General features: G+C 70.0%; 7 protein-coding genes and 2 pseudogenes. 3 read left to right on the top strand and 6 right to left on the bottom strand.

Annotated elements, in window-relative coordinates:
• Positions 1–302 precede the first annotated feature (302 nt).
• Both gltB and DK389_RS00210 read left to right on the top strand, forming a co-directional pair.
• Entirely contained in the window at positions 303–5,018 is a 4,716-nt protein-coding gene (gltB, locus tag DK389_RS00215; protein ID WP_109886701.1) for a glutamate synthase large subunit, read from the top strand.
• 98 nt (positions 5,019–5,116) lie between these two features.
• Positions 5,117–6,547, top strand: coding sequence for a glutamate synthase subunit beta (locus tag DK389_RS00210; protein ID WP_109886699.1), 1,431 nt, complete (start codon positions 5,117–5,119; stop codon positions 6,545–6,547).
• Positions 6,548–6,596: 49 nt separating this feature from the next.
• On the opposite strand, the gene DK389_RS00205 is transcribed toward DK389_RS00210, so the two are convergent.
• The 5 genes and pseudogenes from DK389_RS00205 to galE all read right to left on the bottom strand — a co-directional run bounded on the left by DK389_RS00205 (position 6,597) and on the right by galE (position 12,839).
• Positions 6,597–8,069, bottom strand: coding sequence for a calcium-binding protein (locus DK389_RS00205; RefSeq protein ID WP_335645513.1), 1,473 nt, complete (start codon positions 8,067–8,069; stop codon positions 6,597–6,599).
• Positions 8,070–8,218: 149 nt separating this feature from the next.
• Positions 8,219–8,668 (bottom strand): annotated as a pseudogene (locus tag DK389_RS35140) (alkaline phosphatase); the annotation flags it as partial.
• A 472-nt stretch (positions 8,669–9,140) separates the two neighbouring features.
• Positions 9,141–10,526, bottom strand: a complete 1,386-nt coding sequence (locus DK389_RS00200; protein WP_109895846.1) for an SGNH/GDSL hydrolase family protein — start codon at positions 10,524–10,526, stop codon at positions 9,141–9,143.
• An 80-nt stretch (positions 10,527–10,606) separates the two neighbouring features.
• Positions 10,607–11,832, bottom strand: a pseudogene (locus DK389_RS00195) (lytic murein transglycosylase).
• A 14-nt stretch (positions 11,833–11,846) separates the two neighbouring features.
• A complete protein-coding gene (gene galE / locus DK389_RS00190; RefSeq protein ID WP_109886696.1) occupies positions 11,847–12,839 on the bottom strand; it encodes a UDP-glucose 4-epimerase GalE in 993 nt (330 codons plus the stop codon).
• A 181-nt stretch (positions 12,840–13,020) separates the two neighbouring features.
• On the opposite strand from galE, the gene DK389_RS00185 reads away from it, so the two are divergent.
• A complete protein-coding gene (locus tag DK389_RS00185; RefSeq protein WP_109886694.1) occupies positions 13,021–13,884 on the top strand; it encodes a UTP--glucose-1-phosphate uridylyltransferase in 864 nt (287 codons plus the stop codon).
• A gap of 528 nt (positions 13,885–14,412) precedes the next feature.
• Here the strand turns inward: DK389_RS00185 and DK389_RS00180 are convergent.
• Positions 14,413–15,315, bottom strand: a complete 903-nt coding sequence (locus DK389_RS00180) for an N-formylglutamate amidohydrolase (protein WP_109886692.1) — start codon at positions 15,313–15,315, stop codon at positions 14,413–14,415.
• Between the last annotated feature and the right edge of the window lie 119 nt (positions 15,316–15,434).

Here is a 15,434-nt window from a genome sequence, read left to right as displayed (position 1 = left end):
GCGTTAGGACAGTATGACTGTCCCATTTTTCGGTTGGGCGCGACTCCCGGGACGGATCCCGGCGAGCTGGGGATTTCGGCACGTGACGATCGTGACGTCGAAACGAGATCTGAAGCCGGTCGCCATCGCGGCGATCCGGGCCCACGCCGGCTGAGCGGAGCCGGCGTCGAGCCCGCGGGTTGGCGGGCGCTTCCTCACCGAAGACCCAGCTGAACCCGACGAAAATGTCACCTGGACCCCGGCATCGGTTGATGGCCGGGCACGAAACATGCTCGCATGCGGGCAGGGTCGGCAGACGAGGAATGAAGAGCGTGGCTGCATCTGAAGGCTTCAGGACCGTTCCGGCATCCATCCCGGCCACCCGTGACGCCGGCAAGCCGCTCGTGGTGCGGGACCCCGCCCTGCCGAAGGCGCAGGGGGCCTACGACCCGGGCCAGGAGCGCGATGCCTGCGGCGTCGGCTTCATCGCCGACATGCACAACCGCCAGACCCACGCGATCGTCGAGCAGGGCCTGAAGATCTTGGAGAACCTCGACCATCGCGGCGCGGTCGGCGCCGACCCGACGATGGGCGACGGTTGCGGCATCCTCGTCCAGATCCCGCACGCCTTCTTCGCGGAGGAATGCTCGCGCCTCGGCTTCGAGCTGCCGCCCGCCGGCGCGTACGCGATCGGCCAGTTCTTCATGCCGCGAGACGAGGATGCACGCCGGACCATTGAGGAGATCGTCGAGAAGGCGCTCGCCGACGAGGGCCTACCGCTGCTCGGCTGGCGCGACGTGCCGGTCGATTCGGAGGATCTCGGCGCCGCCGTGCGCAAGACCGAGCCGCACCACCGCCAGGTCTTCATCGGCATGCCCGGCTCCGTGACGGATGCCGACGCCTTCGAGCGGCGCGTCTACGTCGCTCGCAAGGTCATCTCGGGCAAGGTCTACGGCGCGCAGGACGAGCGCCTGATGGAGTTCTACCCCGTCTCGGTGTCGAGCCGGACCATCGTCTACAAGGGCATGGTGCTGGTCCACCAGCTCGGCCGCTACTTCGTCGATCTCAAGGACGAGCGCTTCGTCTCGGCGCTCGCCCTCGTGCACCAGCGCTTCGCCACCAATACTTTCCCGACCTGGCGCCTGTCGCACCCCTACCGCATGGTCGCGCATAACGGCGAGATCAACACGCTGCGCGGCAACGTGAACTGGATGGCCGCCCGGCAGGCGAGCGTCGATTCGGAGCTGTTCGGCAACGACATCTCGAAGCTCTGGCCGATCTCCTACGAGGGCCAGTCCGACACTGCCTGCTTCGACAACGCCCTCGAGTTCCTCGTGCAGGGCGGCTACCCGCTCGCCCACGCGATGATGATGCTGATCCCCGAGGCCTGGGCCGGCAACCCGCTGATGAGCGAGGAGCGGCGCGCCTTCTACGAGTACCACGCCGCCCTGATGGAACCGTGGGACGGCCCGGCCGCCGTCTGCTTCACCGACGGCCGCCAGATCGGCGCCACGCTCGACCGCAACGGCCTCCGGCCCGCCCGCTACATCGTCACCGAGGACGGCCTCGTCGTGCTCGCCTCCGAGATGGGCGTGCTGCCCATCCCCGACGAGACGATCGTCCAGTCCTGGCGCCTGCAGCCGGGCCGGATGCTGCTGATCGACCTGGAGAAGGGGCGCATCGTCTCGGACGAGGAGATCAAGGGTGAGCTCGCCGCGGCGCATCCTTATGCCGAGTGGCTGAAGAACACCCAGATCGTGCTGGAGGACCTCAAGCCCGTGGTGCCCCGCGCCTCGCGCTCGGACGTGTCGCTCCTCGATCGGCAGCAATCCTTCGGCTACAGCCAGGAAGACCTGAAGCTCCTGATGCAGCCCATGGCCGTGACCGGCCAGGAGGCCGTGGGCTCGATGGGCTCCGACACGCCGCTCTCGGCGCTCTCGGACAAGCCGAAGCTCCTCTACACCTACTTCAAGCAGAACTTCGCGCAGGTGACGAACCCGCCGATCGACCCGATCCGCGAGGAGGCCGTGATGAGCCTCGTCTCGTTCATCGGGCCGCGGCCGAACCTGCTCGACATGGAGGGCGCCTCCCGCAAGAAGCGCCTGGAGGTCCGCCAGCCGATCCTGACGAACGGCGATCTCGAGAAGATCCGCTCGATCGGCCATTTCGAGGATCGCTTCGACACGAAGACCCTCGACGTGACCTACCCGGCCGAGACGGGAGCGGCCGCCATGGAGGGGGCGCTCGACCGCCTCTGCGACCGGGCCGAGGTCGCGGTGCGCGGCGGCTACAACATCATCATCCTGTCCGACCGCGCGGTCGGCCCGGACCGCATCCCGATCCCGGCGCTGCTCGCCACCGCCGCCGTGCACAATTACCTGATCCGCAAGGGGCTTCGCACCTCGGTCGGCCTCGTGGTCGAGTCGGGCGAGCCGCGCGAGGTGCACCATTTCGCGTGCCTGGCCGGCTACGGCGCCGAGGCCGTGAACCCCTATCTCGCCTTCGAGACGCTGGTGGCGATGAAGGACGAGTTCCCGCCGGACCTCACCGACGACGAGATCGTAACCCGCTACATCAAGTCGATCGACAAGGGTCTCCTCAAGGTGATGTCCAAGATGGGCATCTCGACCTACCAATCCTATTGCGGCGCCCAGATCTTCGACGCGGTCGGCCTCAACTCCGACTTCGTGGCGCGCGACTTCTTCGGCACGGCCACCACCATCGAGGGCGTCGGCATGGCCGAGGTCGCCGAGGAGACGGCCCAGCGCCACCGCGACGCCTTCGGCGACGCGCCGGTCTATCGCAACGCCCTCGACGTCGGCGGCGAGTACGCCTACCGGCTGCGCGGCGAGACCCACACCTGGACGCCCGACACCGTGGCGACGCTCCAGCACGCGGTGCGCCTCGGCGTGCCCGAGCGCTACCGCGAGTACGCGCGCCTCGTGAACGAGCAGGAGAATCACCTCAAGACCCTGCGCGGCCTGTTCCGGATCAAGGGCGCCGACGAGATCGGCCGCCAGCCGATCGACCTCGCCGAGGTGGAGCCCGCCTCCGAGATCGTGCGCCGCTTCGCCACCGGTGCCATGTCCTACGGCTCGATCTCGAAGGAGGCGCACGAGACGCTGGCGATTGCCGTCAATTCCTTCGGCGGCCGCTCGAACTCGGGCGAGGGCGGCGAGGAGGTGGAGCGCTTCAAGCCGCTGCCCGACGGGCGCTCGCGCCGCTCGGCCATCAAGCAGGTGGCGTCCGGCCGCTTCGGCGTGACGACGGAGTATCTCGTCAACGCCGACATGATGCAGATCAAGGTGGCGCAGGGCGCGAAGCCCGGCGAGGGCGGCCAGCTGCCCGGCCACAAGGTCGACGCCAAGATCGCCAAGGTCCGCTATGCGACCCCGGGCGTCGGCCTGATCTCGCCGCCGCCCCACCACGACATCTACTCGATCGAGGATCTGGCCCAGCTCATCTTCGACCTGAAGAACGTGAACCCGGCGGCCGACGTCTCGGTCAAGCTCGTCTCCGAGGTCGGCGTCGGCACGGTCGCGGCGGGCGTCGCCAAGGCGCGCGCCGACCACATCACGATCTCAGGCTTCGACGGGGGCACCGGCGCGGCGCCGCTCACCTCGATCAAGCACGCGGGCGGCCCGTGGGAGACGGGTCTGGCCGAGACGCAGCAGACGCTCGTCCTCAACAACCTGCGCGGCCGCGTGGCGCTCCAGGCGGATGGCGGGCTACGCACGGGGCGCGACGTGATGATCGCGGCGCTGCTCGGGGCCGACCAGTTCGGCTTCTCGACCGCGCCGCTCATCGCGGCGGGCTGCATCATGATGCGCAAGTGCCACCTCAACACCTGTCCGGTCGGCGTCGCGACCCAGGACCCGGTGCTGCGCAAGCGCTTCAAGGGTACGCCCGAGCACGTGGTGAACTACTTCTTCTACGTGGCCGAGGAGGTCCGCGAGCTGATGGCCGCGATGGGCTTTGCCAAGCTCGAGGATCTGGTCGGGCGCTCCGACCTCCTCGACAAGGTCGAGGCCATCGCCCACTGGAAGGCCCGCGGCCTCGACTTCTCGAAGCTGTTCCACCGGCCTGACGTCGGGCCGGAGATCGCGATCCGACACGTCGAGACGCAGCATCACCCGATCGAGCACGTGCTCGATCGGCGCCTGATCGCGGGCGCGCAGCACGCCGTCGAGACCGGCGAGGCGGTCACGCTCCACGACACGATCCGCAACTCGGACCGGGCCGCGGGCGCCATGCTCTCCGGCCTCGTCGCCAAGGCGCACGGTCACGAGGGCCTGCCCGACGACACCATCGTGGTGAAGCTCTCCGGCACTGCCGGCCAGAGCTTCGGCGCCTGGGTCGCGGCCGGCGTCACGATCGAGCTGACCGGCCACGGCAACGACTACGTCGGCAAGGGCCTGTCCGGCGGCAAGCTGATCATCCGGCCGAGCGAGGCGCTGCGGTCGTCTCCCGCCCGCACGATCATGGTCGGCAACACGGTGCTCTACGGGGCGATCGCGGGCGAGTGCTACATCCGCGGCTCCGCGGGCGAGCGCTTCGCCGTGCGCAACTCGGGGGCCATCGCGGTGGTCGAGGGCATGGGCGACCACGGCTGCGAGTACATGACCGGCGGCGTCGTCGTCTCGATCGGCGAGACGGGGCGCAACTTCGCGGCCGGCATGTCCGGCGGCATCGCCTACGTGCTCGACGAGGACGGCTCGTTCTCGGCCCGCTGCAACCTCTCGATGGTCGATCTGGAGCCCGTGGAGGAGGAGGACGACCTCATGCGCCGCTTCCACCAGGACGGCGACCTGGAGACCAAGGGCCGCGTCGACATCCTGGCCGACATGTCGGGCCACGACGAGGAGCGTCTCTCGCAGCTCATCACCAACCACCTGAAGTACACGGGCAGTCCCCGCGCTCAGGAGATCCTCGACAACTGGTCCACCTTCCGGACCAAGTTCGTGAAGGTGATGCCGGTGGAGTATCGCCGGGCGCTGCGCGAGATGGAGATGGCCCGCATGCCGGTGGCAGCGGAATAAGCAAGAGAGAGGCGGCCGGCGCGGAAGCCGGCCGCTCCGATCAGGGCGACGATGCAAAGGGGCCGGATCCGGTGATCCGCCGCCCCAGGGACGGATCGATGGGCAAGGTCACAGGCTTCCTGGAATACGACCGGCAGGAGCAGAAGTATCAGCTCGCCGCCGACCGCGTGCGGCACTTCCGCGAGTTCACGCTGCCGCTCGACGAGCACGACTTGAAGAAGCAGGCGGCCCGCTGCATGGATTGCGGCATCCCCTTCTGCCACGGTCCGACCGGCTGCCCGGTCCACAACCAGATCCCGGACTGGAACGACCTTGTCTTCCAGTCGGACTGGGAGGAGGCGATCCGCAATCTCCACTCGACGAACAACTTCCCCGAGTTCACCGGCCGCATCTGCCCCGCACCCTGCGAGGAGGCCTGCACGCTGAACCTCGAGAACCAGCCGGTCGCCATCAAGACGATCGAGCAGGCCATCGCCGACCGCGCCTGGAACATGGGCTGGGTGAAGCCCGAGCCCGCCGAGACCCGCACCGGCAAGCGCGTGGCCGTCGTCGGCTCCGGCCCCGCCGGTCTCGCGGCGGCCCAGCAGCTCGCCCGCGTCGGCCACGACGTCCACGTCTTCGAGCGCGAGCCGAAGGCCGGCGGCCTTCTCCGCTACGGCATCCCCGACTTCAAGATGGAGAAGCGCCACATCGACCGGCGCGTGAAGCAGATGGAGGCCGAGGGAGTCGTCTTCCACTACAATCAGAACATCGGCGTCAACCGGACGGTCGAGGAGCTGACCGCCGAGTTCGACGCCGTGCTGTTCGCGGGCGGCGCCGAGGATCCGCGCAACCCGCAATTGCCCGGCCAGGACATGGATGGCGTGCACTACGCCATGCCCTACCTCGTCCAGTCGAACCGGCGCGTTGGCGCCGAGCCGATGCCGGGCAACGGCGAATTGCCGATCCTGGCCTCCGGCAAGAACGTCGTGGTGATCGGCGGCGGCGACACCGCCTCGGATTGCGTCGGCACCGCCTTCCGCCAGGGCGCGCTCTCGGTGACCCAGCTCGACATCCGCCAGCGCCCGCCGGAGCGCGAGGACAAGCTGACCGTGTGGCCCTACTGGCCGACCAAGATGCGCACCTCGTCGAGCCAGGCCGAGGGCGCCGAGCGCGAGTTCCAGGCGGCGACGCTGCGGCTCGAGGGCAAGAAGGGTAAGGTCACGGGCGTCGTCTGCGCCCGGGTCGACGCCAAGCGCCAGCCGGTCGAGGGCACCGAGTTCGTGCTCCCCGCCGATCTCGTCTTCATGGCGATCGGCTTCGCGGGCTCCGTGCGTAAGGGCCTGCTGGAGCAATCCGGCGTCGCGATGGACAAGCGCGGCAACGTGACGGCGAACGAGGACGATTACCGGACCTCGCACGAGAAGATCTACGCGGCGGGCGACATGCGCCGGGGCCAGTCCCTGGTCGTCTGGGCGATCCGAGAGGGCCGGCAGGCCGCCCGCTCGATCGACGAGACGCTGATGGGATCGAGCGTTCTGCCGCGCTGAGCGGGCGCCCCCTCTCCCGAACGGGAGAGGGAGTTCGTGCCTCGTCGCCTCAGCCGACCGAGCCGGCCCCGAATGTGCCGTCGCCGAAGGCGGAGCGGCCCTCGTAGAACCCGAATTGCAGGTAATGCGTCATCGGGTTCACGCCCGCGGCCGCCACGTCCCCGTAGGCCGCGAGGTAGGCGCTCGTATCGAAGCCGGCCGATGGGTCACGACCCTCGCGGAAGCCGAAGGCGTTGTAGTGCGTCAGCGGGTTGACGCCCGCCGCCGCCACGTCGCCGTAGGCCGCCAGGTAGGCGCTCGTGTCGAACACCGCGTTCGGGTCTCGTCCCTCGCGGAAGCCGAAGCTCTCGTAGTGCTGGGCGGCGAAGGCGAAGGTGTTGCCACCCGACGCGCGGGCCGCGTCGGCCACGTCCCCGTTGGCGAGCAGGTAGTACTCCGCGTCAAACCCGGCCGGGTTCAGGTCGTTGGCCCGGCCGATCGCGGGCGAGGCCTTGCGCCCCTCTTCCTGGCCGAACGTGAGGAAGTGCACCAGCGGGTTGAAGCCCGCCGCCGCCACGTCCGGATTGGCCCTCAGATAGGCCTCGTTGTCGAAATTCGCGGCGGGGTCCCGGCCTTCCCGCCCGCCGAATAGCGCGTAATGGTCGAGGGGGTTCTGCCCGGCGCGGGCCACGTCCGGGTTGGCGGCGAGGTAGCCGTCCGTGGAGAGGAAGGCGTTGGGGTCGCGCCCCTCCCGCCAGCCGAACTGCGCGTAGTGAGCGTCCGGGTCGATGCCGGATGCGGCGACGTCTGGGTTCCGGATCAGGTAGAAGAGGTCGTCCACCAGCGGCGAGCCGTCGTTCACCGCGACGGTGCGGTCGCTGAACTGGAATTCCTCGATGCCCCGGAAGGTGTCGGTTCCCTCCGACCCGGTGATCGTTACAGCGCCGTCCGCGGTCGCGCCGATGCGCGCCGCGCTCAGCGCGAAGGTGAAGATCGCGCGGTCGGTGCCGCTGCCGCCGGAGATGACGTCATCGCCCGCTCCGCCGATGAAGCTGTCGTTGCCGGCTCCCCCGGACAGGGTGTCGTTGCCGGCGCCGCCCACGAGGAAGTCGTTGGCCGTGCCGCCCGTGACGATGTCGTTGCCCTGGCCCGCATTGAAGTAGTAGGCGCGGGACGGCTGGAGCGCGGTCAGCGTGTCGGCGCCTTGCGTGCCGAGGCTGACGACCTCGAAGGCATCTCCCCGCTGCACGCCGGAGACGAGGTCGCGCACGTCGAACGTGATCCCGGCCGCGGCCACGAAGGTGACGCCCTCGTCGTCGAAGCGGCTGACCGCCCCGGTCAGGATGCCGGCCGGATCCTCCGCCTGGAGACGCACGGCGAGGCCGCCATCCTGGTTGGCCAGCGTGCCGCCGTCGTTCGGGTTGCCGTTGCCGACCTCGGCCGACGTGAAGCTCAGGCGAACCTGGCCCGCGGCCGCCGCCGAGACATTGACGACGTCGTCGCCCGCACCGAGATTCGTGGTGTCGCTGCCGTCCGTCGACACGTTGAAGATCGCGGTGTCGTTGCCGGCCCCGCCCTGGATGATGTCGTTGCCCGCGCCGCCGATGAAGCTGTCGTTGCCGGCTCCCCCACGAGGGTGTCCTCGCCCGAGCCGCCCACCAGGAAGTCGTCCGCCGTGCCGCCGATGACGGTGTCGTTGCCCTGGCCGGCGTTGAAATAGGTGGCGCGGGACAGCTCTATCGTGGTCAAGGTGTCGGCGCCCTGCGTGCCGAGGCTGACCACCGCGAAGCGGTCTCCGCGCTGCACGCCCGAGACGAGGTCGCGCACGTCGAAGGTCAAACCCGGCGTCGCCGACACGAAGGTGATGCCCTCGTCGTCGAAGCGGCTGACCGCCCCGGTCAGGGCGCCGGCCGGATCCTCGGCCTGGAGACGCACGGCGAGGCCGCCATCCTGGTTGGCCAGCGTACCGCCGTCGTTCGGGTTGCCGTTGCCGACCTCGGCCGACGTGAAGCTCAGGCGAACCTGGCCCGCGGCCGCCGCCGAGACGTTGATGGTGTCGTCTCCGGTGCCGTAATTCGTGTTGATCGGAGCATCCGTGGAGACGTTGAATGTCTCGGTGTCGTTACCTGGCGTGGCTGGCATCTCGCTATCCCTCGTGACAGATGTTCTCTACGGGAAGTGCCAGTCCTTCAAGTCGATCCCTTTCTGGGTCGATATTCCTGATCGATTTTTCCTTGTTTTCACAATGATAGTGCGGACTTCGCATCCGACCAGAGTAGAATCTTTAGATTCTCGTTCGATCTTCAGACGCTGCTCGCGCAAGTTCGCGCGCGGCACTCTTTGCCTCGACCCTTTTCGCCGGATTTCGCCGCGCGGGACATCGTCCCGCCGTCGGGAGAGCCGGCGATATGCTTGTGGATTGGCGTCATCGCGAACCGGTCTCCTTCAGGCCGGTCCTCCGGCAGGAGCGAGGTTCGGCCTATACGCAGGTGGGCGCGGGAAGGTTTCGTGCGGATGCGTACCGTCCTCGCCGCCCCTCCCGCCCGCAGGCCGCTCGCGCGATGCGATGACGGGAGGTGTTCGCGCCGGCCGGCGTCGCCGGTGAAGGCGAGCGCTAGCCCGGCGGCCAGCGGAAATCGTCAGCCCGGCCCGGCTGCGGCGTCGCGGGGGCGCCGCGCTGAAGCACGCGCTCCACGGTTCCGGAGGCGTCGCCGTCGCGCGGGCGCGCATTCATCAGCGCGCCGCCCGGGGAGGTCTCGGGGCGGCCAAGCGGCACGACCGGGCCGGCGAGCGGCTTCACGGGTAGTGCCGGGATGCCCGGCGGCTCGGGCAGGCTCGGCAGCATCGCGGTGATCTGGCGGTCGATCGCGGCCGCATCGTCGAGGCGCGCCGTCCCGTCGAGGCCGGGGCCGGGCGTCGCGGAGATCGCCGCGACCGGCTGGTCGGTGGCGGCCGGGCCGGCCGTGCCCATCATGCGCTTCAGTTCCACGTCGGCGAAGTGGGCGAGCTTGCGGGCGCCGGCATGCGTGAAGTGCACGCCGTCCGAGGTGCGCAGCTTCGCGTTCTGTCCCTCGAGATCGGGCCCGGACGGGGTGTAGCGGTTGCGGTCGTCGACGAAGCCTGGCCAGACGTCGACATAGGTCGCGCCGGCGCGGGTGACGCGCTCGCGCACGAGGTCGTTGATCGCGGCGAGATCGGTGGTGAGGGCTTCGCTCCGCATCGGCGGCGCGCCGACCCAGATCAGGGGCAGCTTCCGGTCCGTGAACACCTTGACGAGGGCATCGACCCGGTCGCGGTAGATCTCGCGCCAGCGGTCGGTCAGCGCGTCGTAGCTCTGGTCGCCGTCGCGGATCGGTTGACGGTCGTTGGCGCCGAGCAGCACAAGGGCGTAGCGCACCTTCGGGTTGGTGGCGAGATAGTCCTCGGCAGCCTTCGGCCAGTCGACGACGTCCTTGCGCACGAGGCCGCTGTCGCCCTTCGCCCGGTCGATGACCGCGACGTCGGCATTGTCCTCGAACACGTCGTCGAGGCCCTTGCTCAGGTGGTCGGCCAGCGAATCGCCGAAGACGGCGATCTGCGTCGTCGGCTCCGTCTTCGCCACGGCGGGCTTCGGCGGGACTACCACCGGAGCCGGCCGGGCCACCCGGCGCTTCGGCACGCGGGGCGCGTCGGCGACGGCGGGCGCCCGCGGCCGCGAGGGGCGGTAGGTCGGATCCGGCTGGGGTTGGGCCTGCTGCGGGCGCTCCTCCCAGGGCCAGTAGAACTGGCGCGGCGCCTCCTGCTGTTGGGGCTGGTAGCGGCGGGTCGGGCGCGCGGAGGCCCCGTCGTCCCGGTAGTAATTGTCCCGGTAGCGGCGCCGGGGCGTCGCGTAGCCGCCCTGGCCCTGGTCGTAGGTGTCGCCCCATTGCGCGCGGGCAGGCGGCGCCTCGAACAGGGCGAGGCCCGCGACGAGGGCAGCGCAGCCGAGGCGCAGGAGGTGCCGTGCCTGTCCCGCCACCATCGCCATGCAAAGCCTCCGAAACGCCACGCCGGCCGGGACCATACAGGAGGATGCGGCGGGCGTCTTCTCCCGGGCCCGCCTCAGGGCCGCCCCGTCAGCCGCGCCAGGAGGGCGGGCGTCGCGTAGCCGTCCGCGGCCAGCCCCTCGCGGATCTGGTAGCGGCGGACGGCCTCGCGCAGCTTCGGGCCGGCCCGCCCATCGGCATCGCCGGCGTAGAGGCCCTGGCCCGCGAGCCCCCGCTGCAACGCCTCGAGCCCGGCCTTGTCGAGGCGGCCCGCCTCGGCCGGCCAGGGCGCGGCCAGTGCGGGCCCGCCCGACAGGCGGTCGGCGAGGTGGCCGACGGCGAGCGCGTAGGAATCGGAGGTGTTGTAGCCGCGGATCACCTCGAAATTGTCGGTGATCAGGAAGGACGGCGCCCCGAGCCCGCCCGGCAGGAACAGGCTCGCGTTGCCGGCCTGCGGCAGGCGCCCCCATCTTTGCGGCGCACGCCGCGGCGATCGAACTCCCCGAGATCGCCCGCGTAGCGCGCCAGGTCGAACCCGTCCGGCAGGGCGACCTCGTAACCCCAGGAGACGGCCGGGTTCCAGCCGAGCGCCTTCAGATACGCCGCGATCGAGGCGAGGCTGTCGGCGTCGGAGCCCCAGATGTCCCGATGGCCGTCGCCGTCGAAATCGACCGCGTGGGCGAGGAAGGTCGAGGGCAGGAACTGCACCTGTCCCATTGCCCCGGCCCAGGAGCCCTTCATCCGATCGGGCGCGATGTCGCCGCGCTCGAGGATGGTCAGCGCCGCCAGCAATTCATCCCGGAACAGGGTTCCGCGGTGGCCCGCCGCGGCGAGCGTCGCCAGCGCCCGGATCGTCGGCACGGAGCCGCCGCTCGCCCCGAAATCCGATTCGATCCCCCAGAAGGCGAGGAGCACGCCCCGCGGGACGCCGTAGCGGGTCTCGATCCGGTCGAGGGTGCCGGAGAGCGCCGCCGCCCGGGCGCGCCCGCGGGCGATCCGGCCGGCGGAGACGGCGCCGACGAGGTAGTCCCAGACGGGCCGGGCGAACTCGCCCTGGCGGCGGGTCCGCGCCAGGATCTCGGGATCGGGCTGCGTGACCCCGCGGAAGGCCGCCGCGAAGGTCGCGTCCGAGATGCCGCGAGCCCGGGCGTCCGGCCGAAGCGCCTCGATGAAGGCCGCGAAGGCGGCAGGCCGAGCGGGGGACGGCTTCGCCGGCTCGGGGGCGGGCGGCTTCGCCGCCTGGGCGGAGGCCGGCGCGACCGGCGCGAGCCAGCCCGCCGCGGCACCCGCGGCGAGCGCCAGGAACGACCGCACGCTCAGACCCGGTTGCGGCGGGACAGCGAATCCTCCCAGGCGAGCGCCTGCCCGACGATGGCGTCGAGGTCGTCGTGCTTCGGCACCCAGCCGAGGCGCTGCCGGATGCGGTCGGCGCCCGCGATGATCTGGGCCGGATCGCCGGCCCGGCGCGGGCAGAGCCGCACCTCGAAGTCGCGGCCGGAGATCCGCTTGACCACCTCGATCACCTCCAGCACCGAGTAGCCCCGCCCGTAGCCGCAATTCAGCGTCAGGCTCTCGCCGCCCGAACGCAGGTGCGTCAGCGCCACGCGGTGGGCCTCGGCGAGGTCGGAGACCTGGATGTAGTCGCGCAGGCACGACCCGTCCGGGGTCGGGTAGTCGGTGCCGAACACGTCGATGTGGCTGCGCTGGCCCAGCGCGGTCTGGGTCGCCACCTTGATCAGGTGGGTGGCGTTCGGGGTCGATTGGCCGGTGCGCCCGCGCGGGTCGGCGCCCGCCACGTTGAAGTAGCGCAGGATGACGTAGCTGAAGCCGTGGGCCTTGGCTGCATCCTGGATCATCCACTCGCTCATCAGCTTTGAGCGGCCGTAGGGGTTGATCGGGCTGGTGGTCAGGTCCTCCGGCACCGGCACGGTCTCGGGCTCGCCGTAGACGGCGGCGGTGGAGGAGAAGATCACGTGCTTGACGCCCGTGCGCACGGCCGTCTCGATCAGCGAGCGCGTCTTGGCGGTGTTCGCGAGGTAGTATCCGAGCGGGTCCGCGACCGAGTCCGGCACCACGATCTTGGCCGCGAAATGCGCGAGCGCGTCGATGCGGTGCTGCAGGATCGTCTCGGTGACGAGGGCTTGGTCGGCGATGTCGCCGACGACGAGCTTCACCTCGGGCGGCAGCGCCCAGTCGAAGCCGGTGGAGAGGTCGTCGAGGACGACGATCTCCTCGTGCCCCGCGTCGAGGAGCGCCAGAACCATGTGGCTGCCGATATAGCCGGCACCGCCCGTCACCAGAACCGCCATCTGAATCCTCTCGCTGACGTGACCTTCGCCGCATCCTAACGCAAAGCTCGCGCCCTGTTGACGGAGCAAAGGGGTTGTTCGCCGTTCAGCGGGTTTGCAGCTTCGCCGTGCGAACTATCTCTCCGATACGACATTCCACCGCGCCACCCGCATTCGCCCCATCTCTCCAGGTCCCGCTCCGATGAAACCGATCCGCAAGGCCGTCCTCCCCGTCGCCGGTCTCGGCACCCGCTTCCTGCCCGCCACCAAGGCGGTCCCGAAGGAGATGCTCACGGTCGTGGACCGACCGGTCGTGCAGCACGTGGTCGACGAGGCGCGGGAGGCCGGCATCGAGCACTTCATCTTCGTCACGGGCCGCGGCAAGGCGGTCATCGAGGACCATTTCGATATCGCCTACGAGCTCGACCGGACCCTGCAGGAGCGCGGCAAGCAGGCGGCCTACGAGGCGCTGAAGCAGGATTTGCCGATGGCAGGCCAGACGAGCTTCACGCGCCAGCAGGCGCCGCTCGGCCTCGGCCACGCGGTCTGGTGCGCCCGCGAGATCGTCGGCGACGAGCCCTTCGCCGTGCTCCTGCCCGATATGCTGAGCCGCGGCTGCATGGGCCAGATGCTCCGGGCCTACGAGCAGCACGGCGGCAACATCATCGCGGTGGAGGAGGTGAAGCCCGAGGAGACTCACCAGTACGGCATCGTCAGCGTCGGCGAGACCTTCGGGCAGACCTTCGAGATCACCGGCATGGTCGAGAAGCCGAAGCAGGGCACCGCGCCCTCGAACTACATCATCTCGGGCCGCTACATTCTGCAGCCGGAGGTCTTCGCGATCCTGGAGAAGGGCGAGACGGGGGCGGGCGGCGAGATTCAGCTCACCGACGCGATGATCCGCCTCGCCGAGACGCAGAAGTTCTTCGGGCTGCGCTACGAGGGCCGCACCTACGATACGGGCTCGAAGCTCGGCTTCCTCACCGCCAACCTCGCCTACGCACTGGAACGGGAGGATCTCGCCGGTCCGCTCAAGGCTGAGATCGCGCGGCTCCTGGAAGGCTGATCGCGACGCCCCCAACTCGATTGCGCCCGACGCGGTTGTGCCATGCGCAGGGAGCACGCGACTTAGCCATTTCGGCGCTTGCGTTTTGTGCGGCGCACTTTACATTGTGCATTGCGAGATCGCGATGGCGTCGCGGTCCCGCAGCCCTTCTTGGGCGTTTCCTCCCTAGACTTCGGGCCGCTCCTTCGGGAGTGGCCTTTTTTCTTGCGCGCAGGTGGACGGTAGCCCCGAGAGAAGGGCCTGTCTCGCAGGCGCCGGAGACCTCCGCGGACAGACCTGCACGCCTCACCCTGTCCTTCTCGAAACGCGAGGGGACCCGCGCCTCGTCGTCGGCGTCGGGGCTGATGGGGTCCGGCGCCCCCACCTCTCCCGTTCGGGAGAGGTCGAGTCGGCGTCAGCCGACCGGGTGAGGGATGCACGTCATTCGGATCTGTCGCACCCCTCACCCTGTCCCGCTCCCGGACGGGAGAGAGGACCTGCGCTTGACGGGCGGAGGTCGCGGGATGCCGGGGCCGATCGACGGGGCGCCTATTCCGCCGCGATGCGCCGGGGCTCCAGGTCGGCGGTCTGCCCCGCCACCGCGACGACGACGTCCCGCAGGGCCGCGAGCAGGCTGTCGAAGCCCGACGTCACGGCGAGCGTCGCCTCGTTCATGTAGAGCGCGCGGTTGATCTCGATCTGGAGCGCGTGGCGGCCGACATTCGGTTCCCCGTAATGCTCGGTGATGAAGCCGCCTGCGTAGGGCTTGTTGCGGACCACCCGCAAGCCGCGGCCGCGCAGCTCCGTCTCGAACGCCTCGACGAGGAACGGGGCGCAGGCGGTGCCGAAGCGGTCGCCCAGCACGATGTCGGCTTTGGCCTCGGGTTCGCGCCCGAGGCTCGACGAGGGCATCGAGTGGCAATCGATCAGGATCGCGCAGCCGAACTGGCGGGCCGTGCGCTGGATCAGGCCGCGCAGCACCCGGTGATAGGGCTTGTAGAGCCCCTCGATCCGGGCCACCGCCTCCTCGACCGGCAGGCGCCCGGCATAGATCTCCTGCCCGTCGGCGACGACGCGCGGCACCGTGCCGAGCCCGCCCGCCACCCGCATCGAGCGGGTGTTGGCAAACGGCGGCAGGCGCCCCTCGAACATGCGGGGGTCGAGTTCGTAGGGCTCGCGGTTCACGTCGAGATAGGCGCGGGGGAAATTCGCCCGCATCAGGGGCGCGCCGAGGGTCACCACCGAGGCGAACAGGCGCTCCACATGGGCGTCCTCGGAGCGGCGGAGCGCCAGCGCGTCGAGGCGGGAGGCCGCGAGGAAGCGCGCCGGGTAGACCGAGCCGGAATGGCCCGTGTTGAACACGAACGGGATCCCGTGCGCCGCCGGCTCGTCCACGGCGAAGGCGGGCGCGAAGCCGAAGGCGTCGGTCTGGTCCGGTTGGGGCGCTGTCATCGCGGCGGGGCGCCTCGTCTCGATGGCGGGAGGGACGGCCTCCACATTGGGGCGCAGGGGCGTCCCTGTCCACTGCGACGAGCGGTGTCGCGAGCCTGCACCAGTGCGCGGCGGCACCC

The organism is Methylobacterium durans (genome assembly GCF_003173715.1).
GTDB lineage: Bacteria > Pseudomonadota > Alphaproteobacteria > Rhizobiales > Beijerinckiaceae > Methylobacterium > Methylobacterium durans.
Note: the sequence above shows the minus strand (reverse complement) of the source record. Positions and strands in the feature narration are given on the sequence as shown.

Excerpts from the sequence above, each read along its gene's own strand:
- gltB (WP_109886701.1), top strand. The coding sequence starts at position 303 with ATGAAGAGCGTGGCTGCATCTGAAGGCTTCAGGACCGTTCCGGCATCC.
- DK389_RS00210 (WP_109886699.1), top strand. The coding sequence starts at position 5,117 with ATGGGCAAGGTCACAGGCTTCCTGGAATACGACCGGCAGGAGCAGAAG.
- DK389_RS00185 (WP_109886694.1), top strand. The coding sequence starts at position 13,021 with ATGAAACCGATCCGCAAGGCCGTCCTCCCCGTCGCCGGTCTCGGCACC.
- DK389_RS00200 (WP_109895846.1), bottom strand. The coding sequence starts at position 10,526 with ATGGTGGCGGGACAGGCACGGCACCTCCTGCGCCTCGGCTGCGCTGCC.
- DK389_RS00180 (WP_109886692.1), bottom strand. The coding sequence starts at position 15,315 with ATGACAGCGCCCCAACCGGACCAGACCGACGCCTTCGGCTTCGCGCCC.
- galE (WP_109886696.1), bottom strand. The coding sequence starts at position 12,839 with ATGGCGGTTCTGGTGACGGGCGGTGCCGGCTATATCGGCAGCCACATG.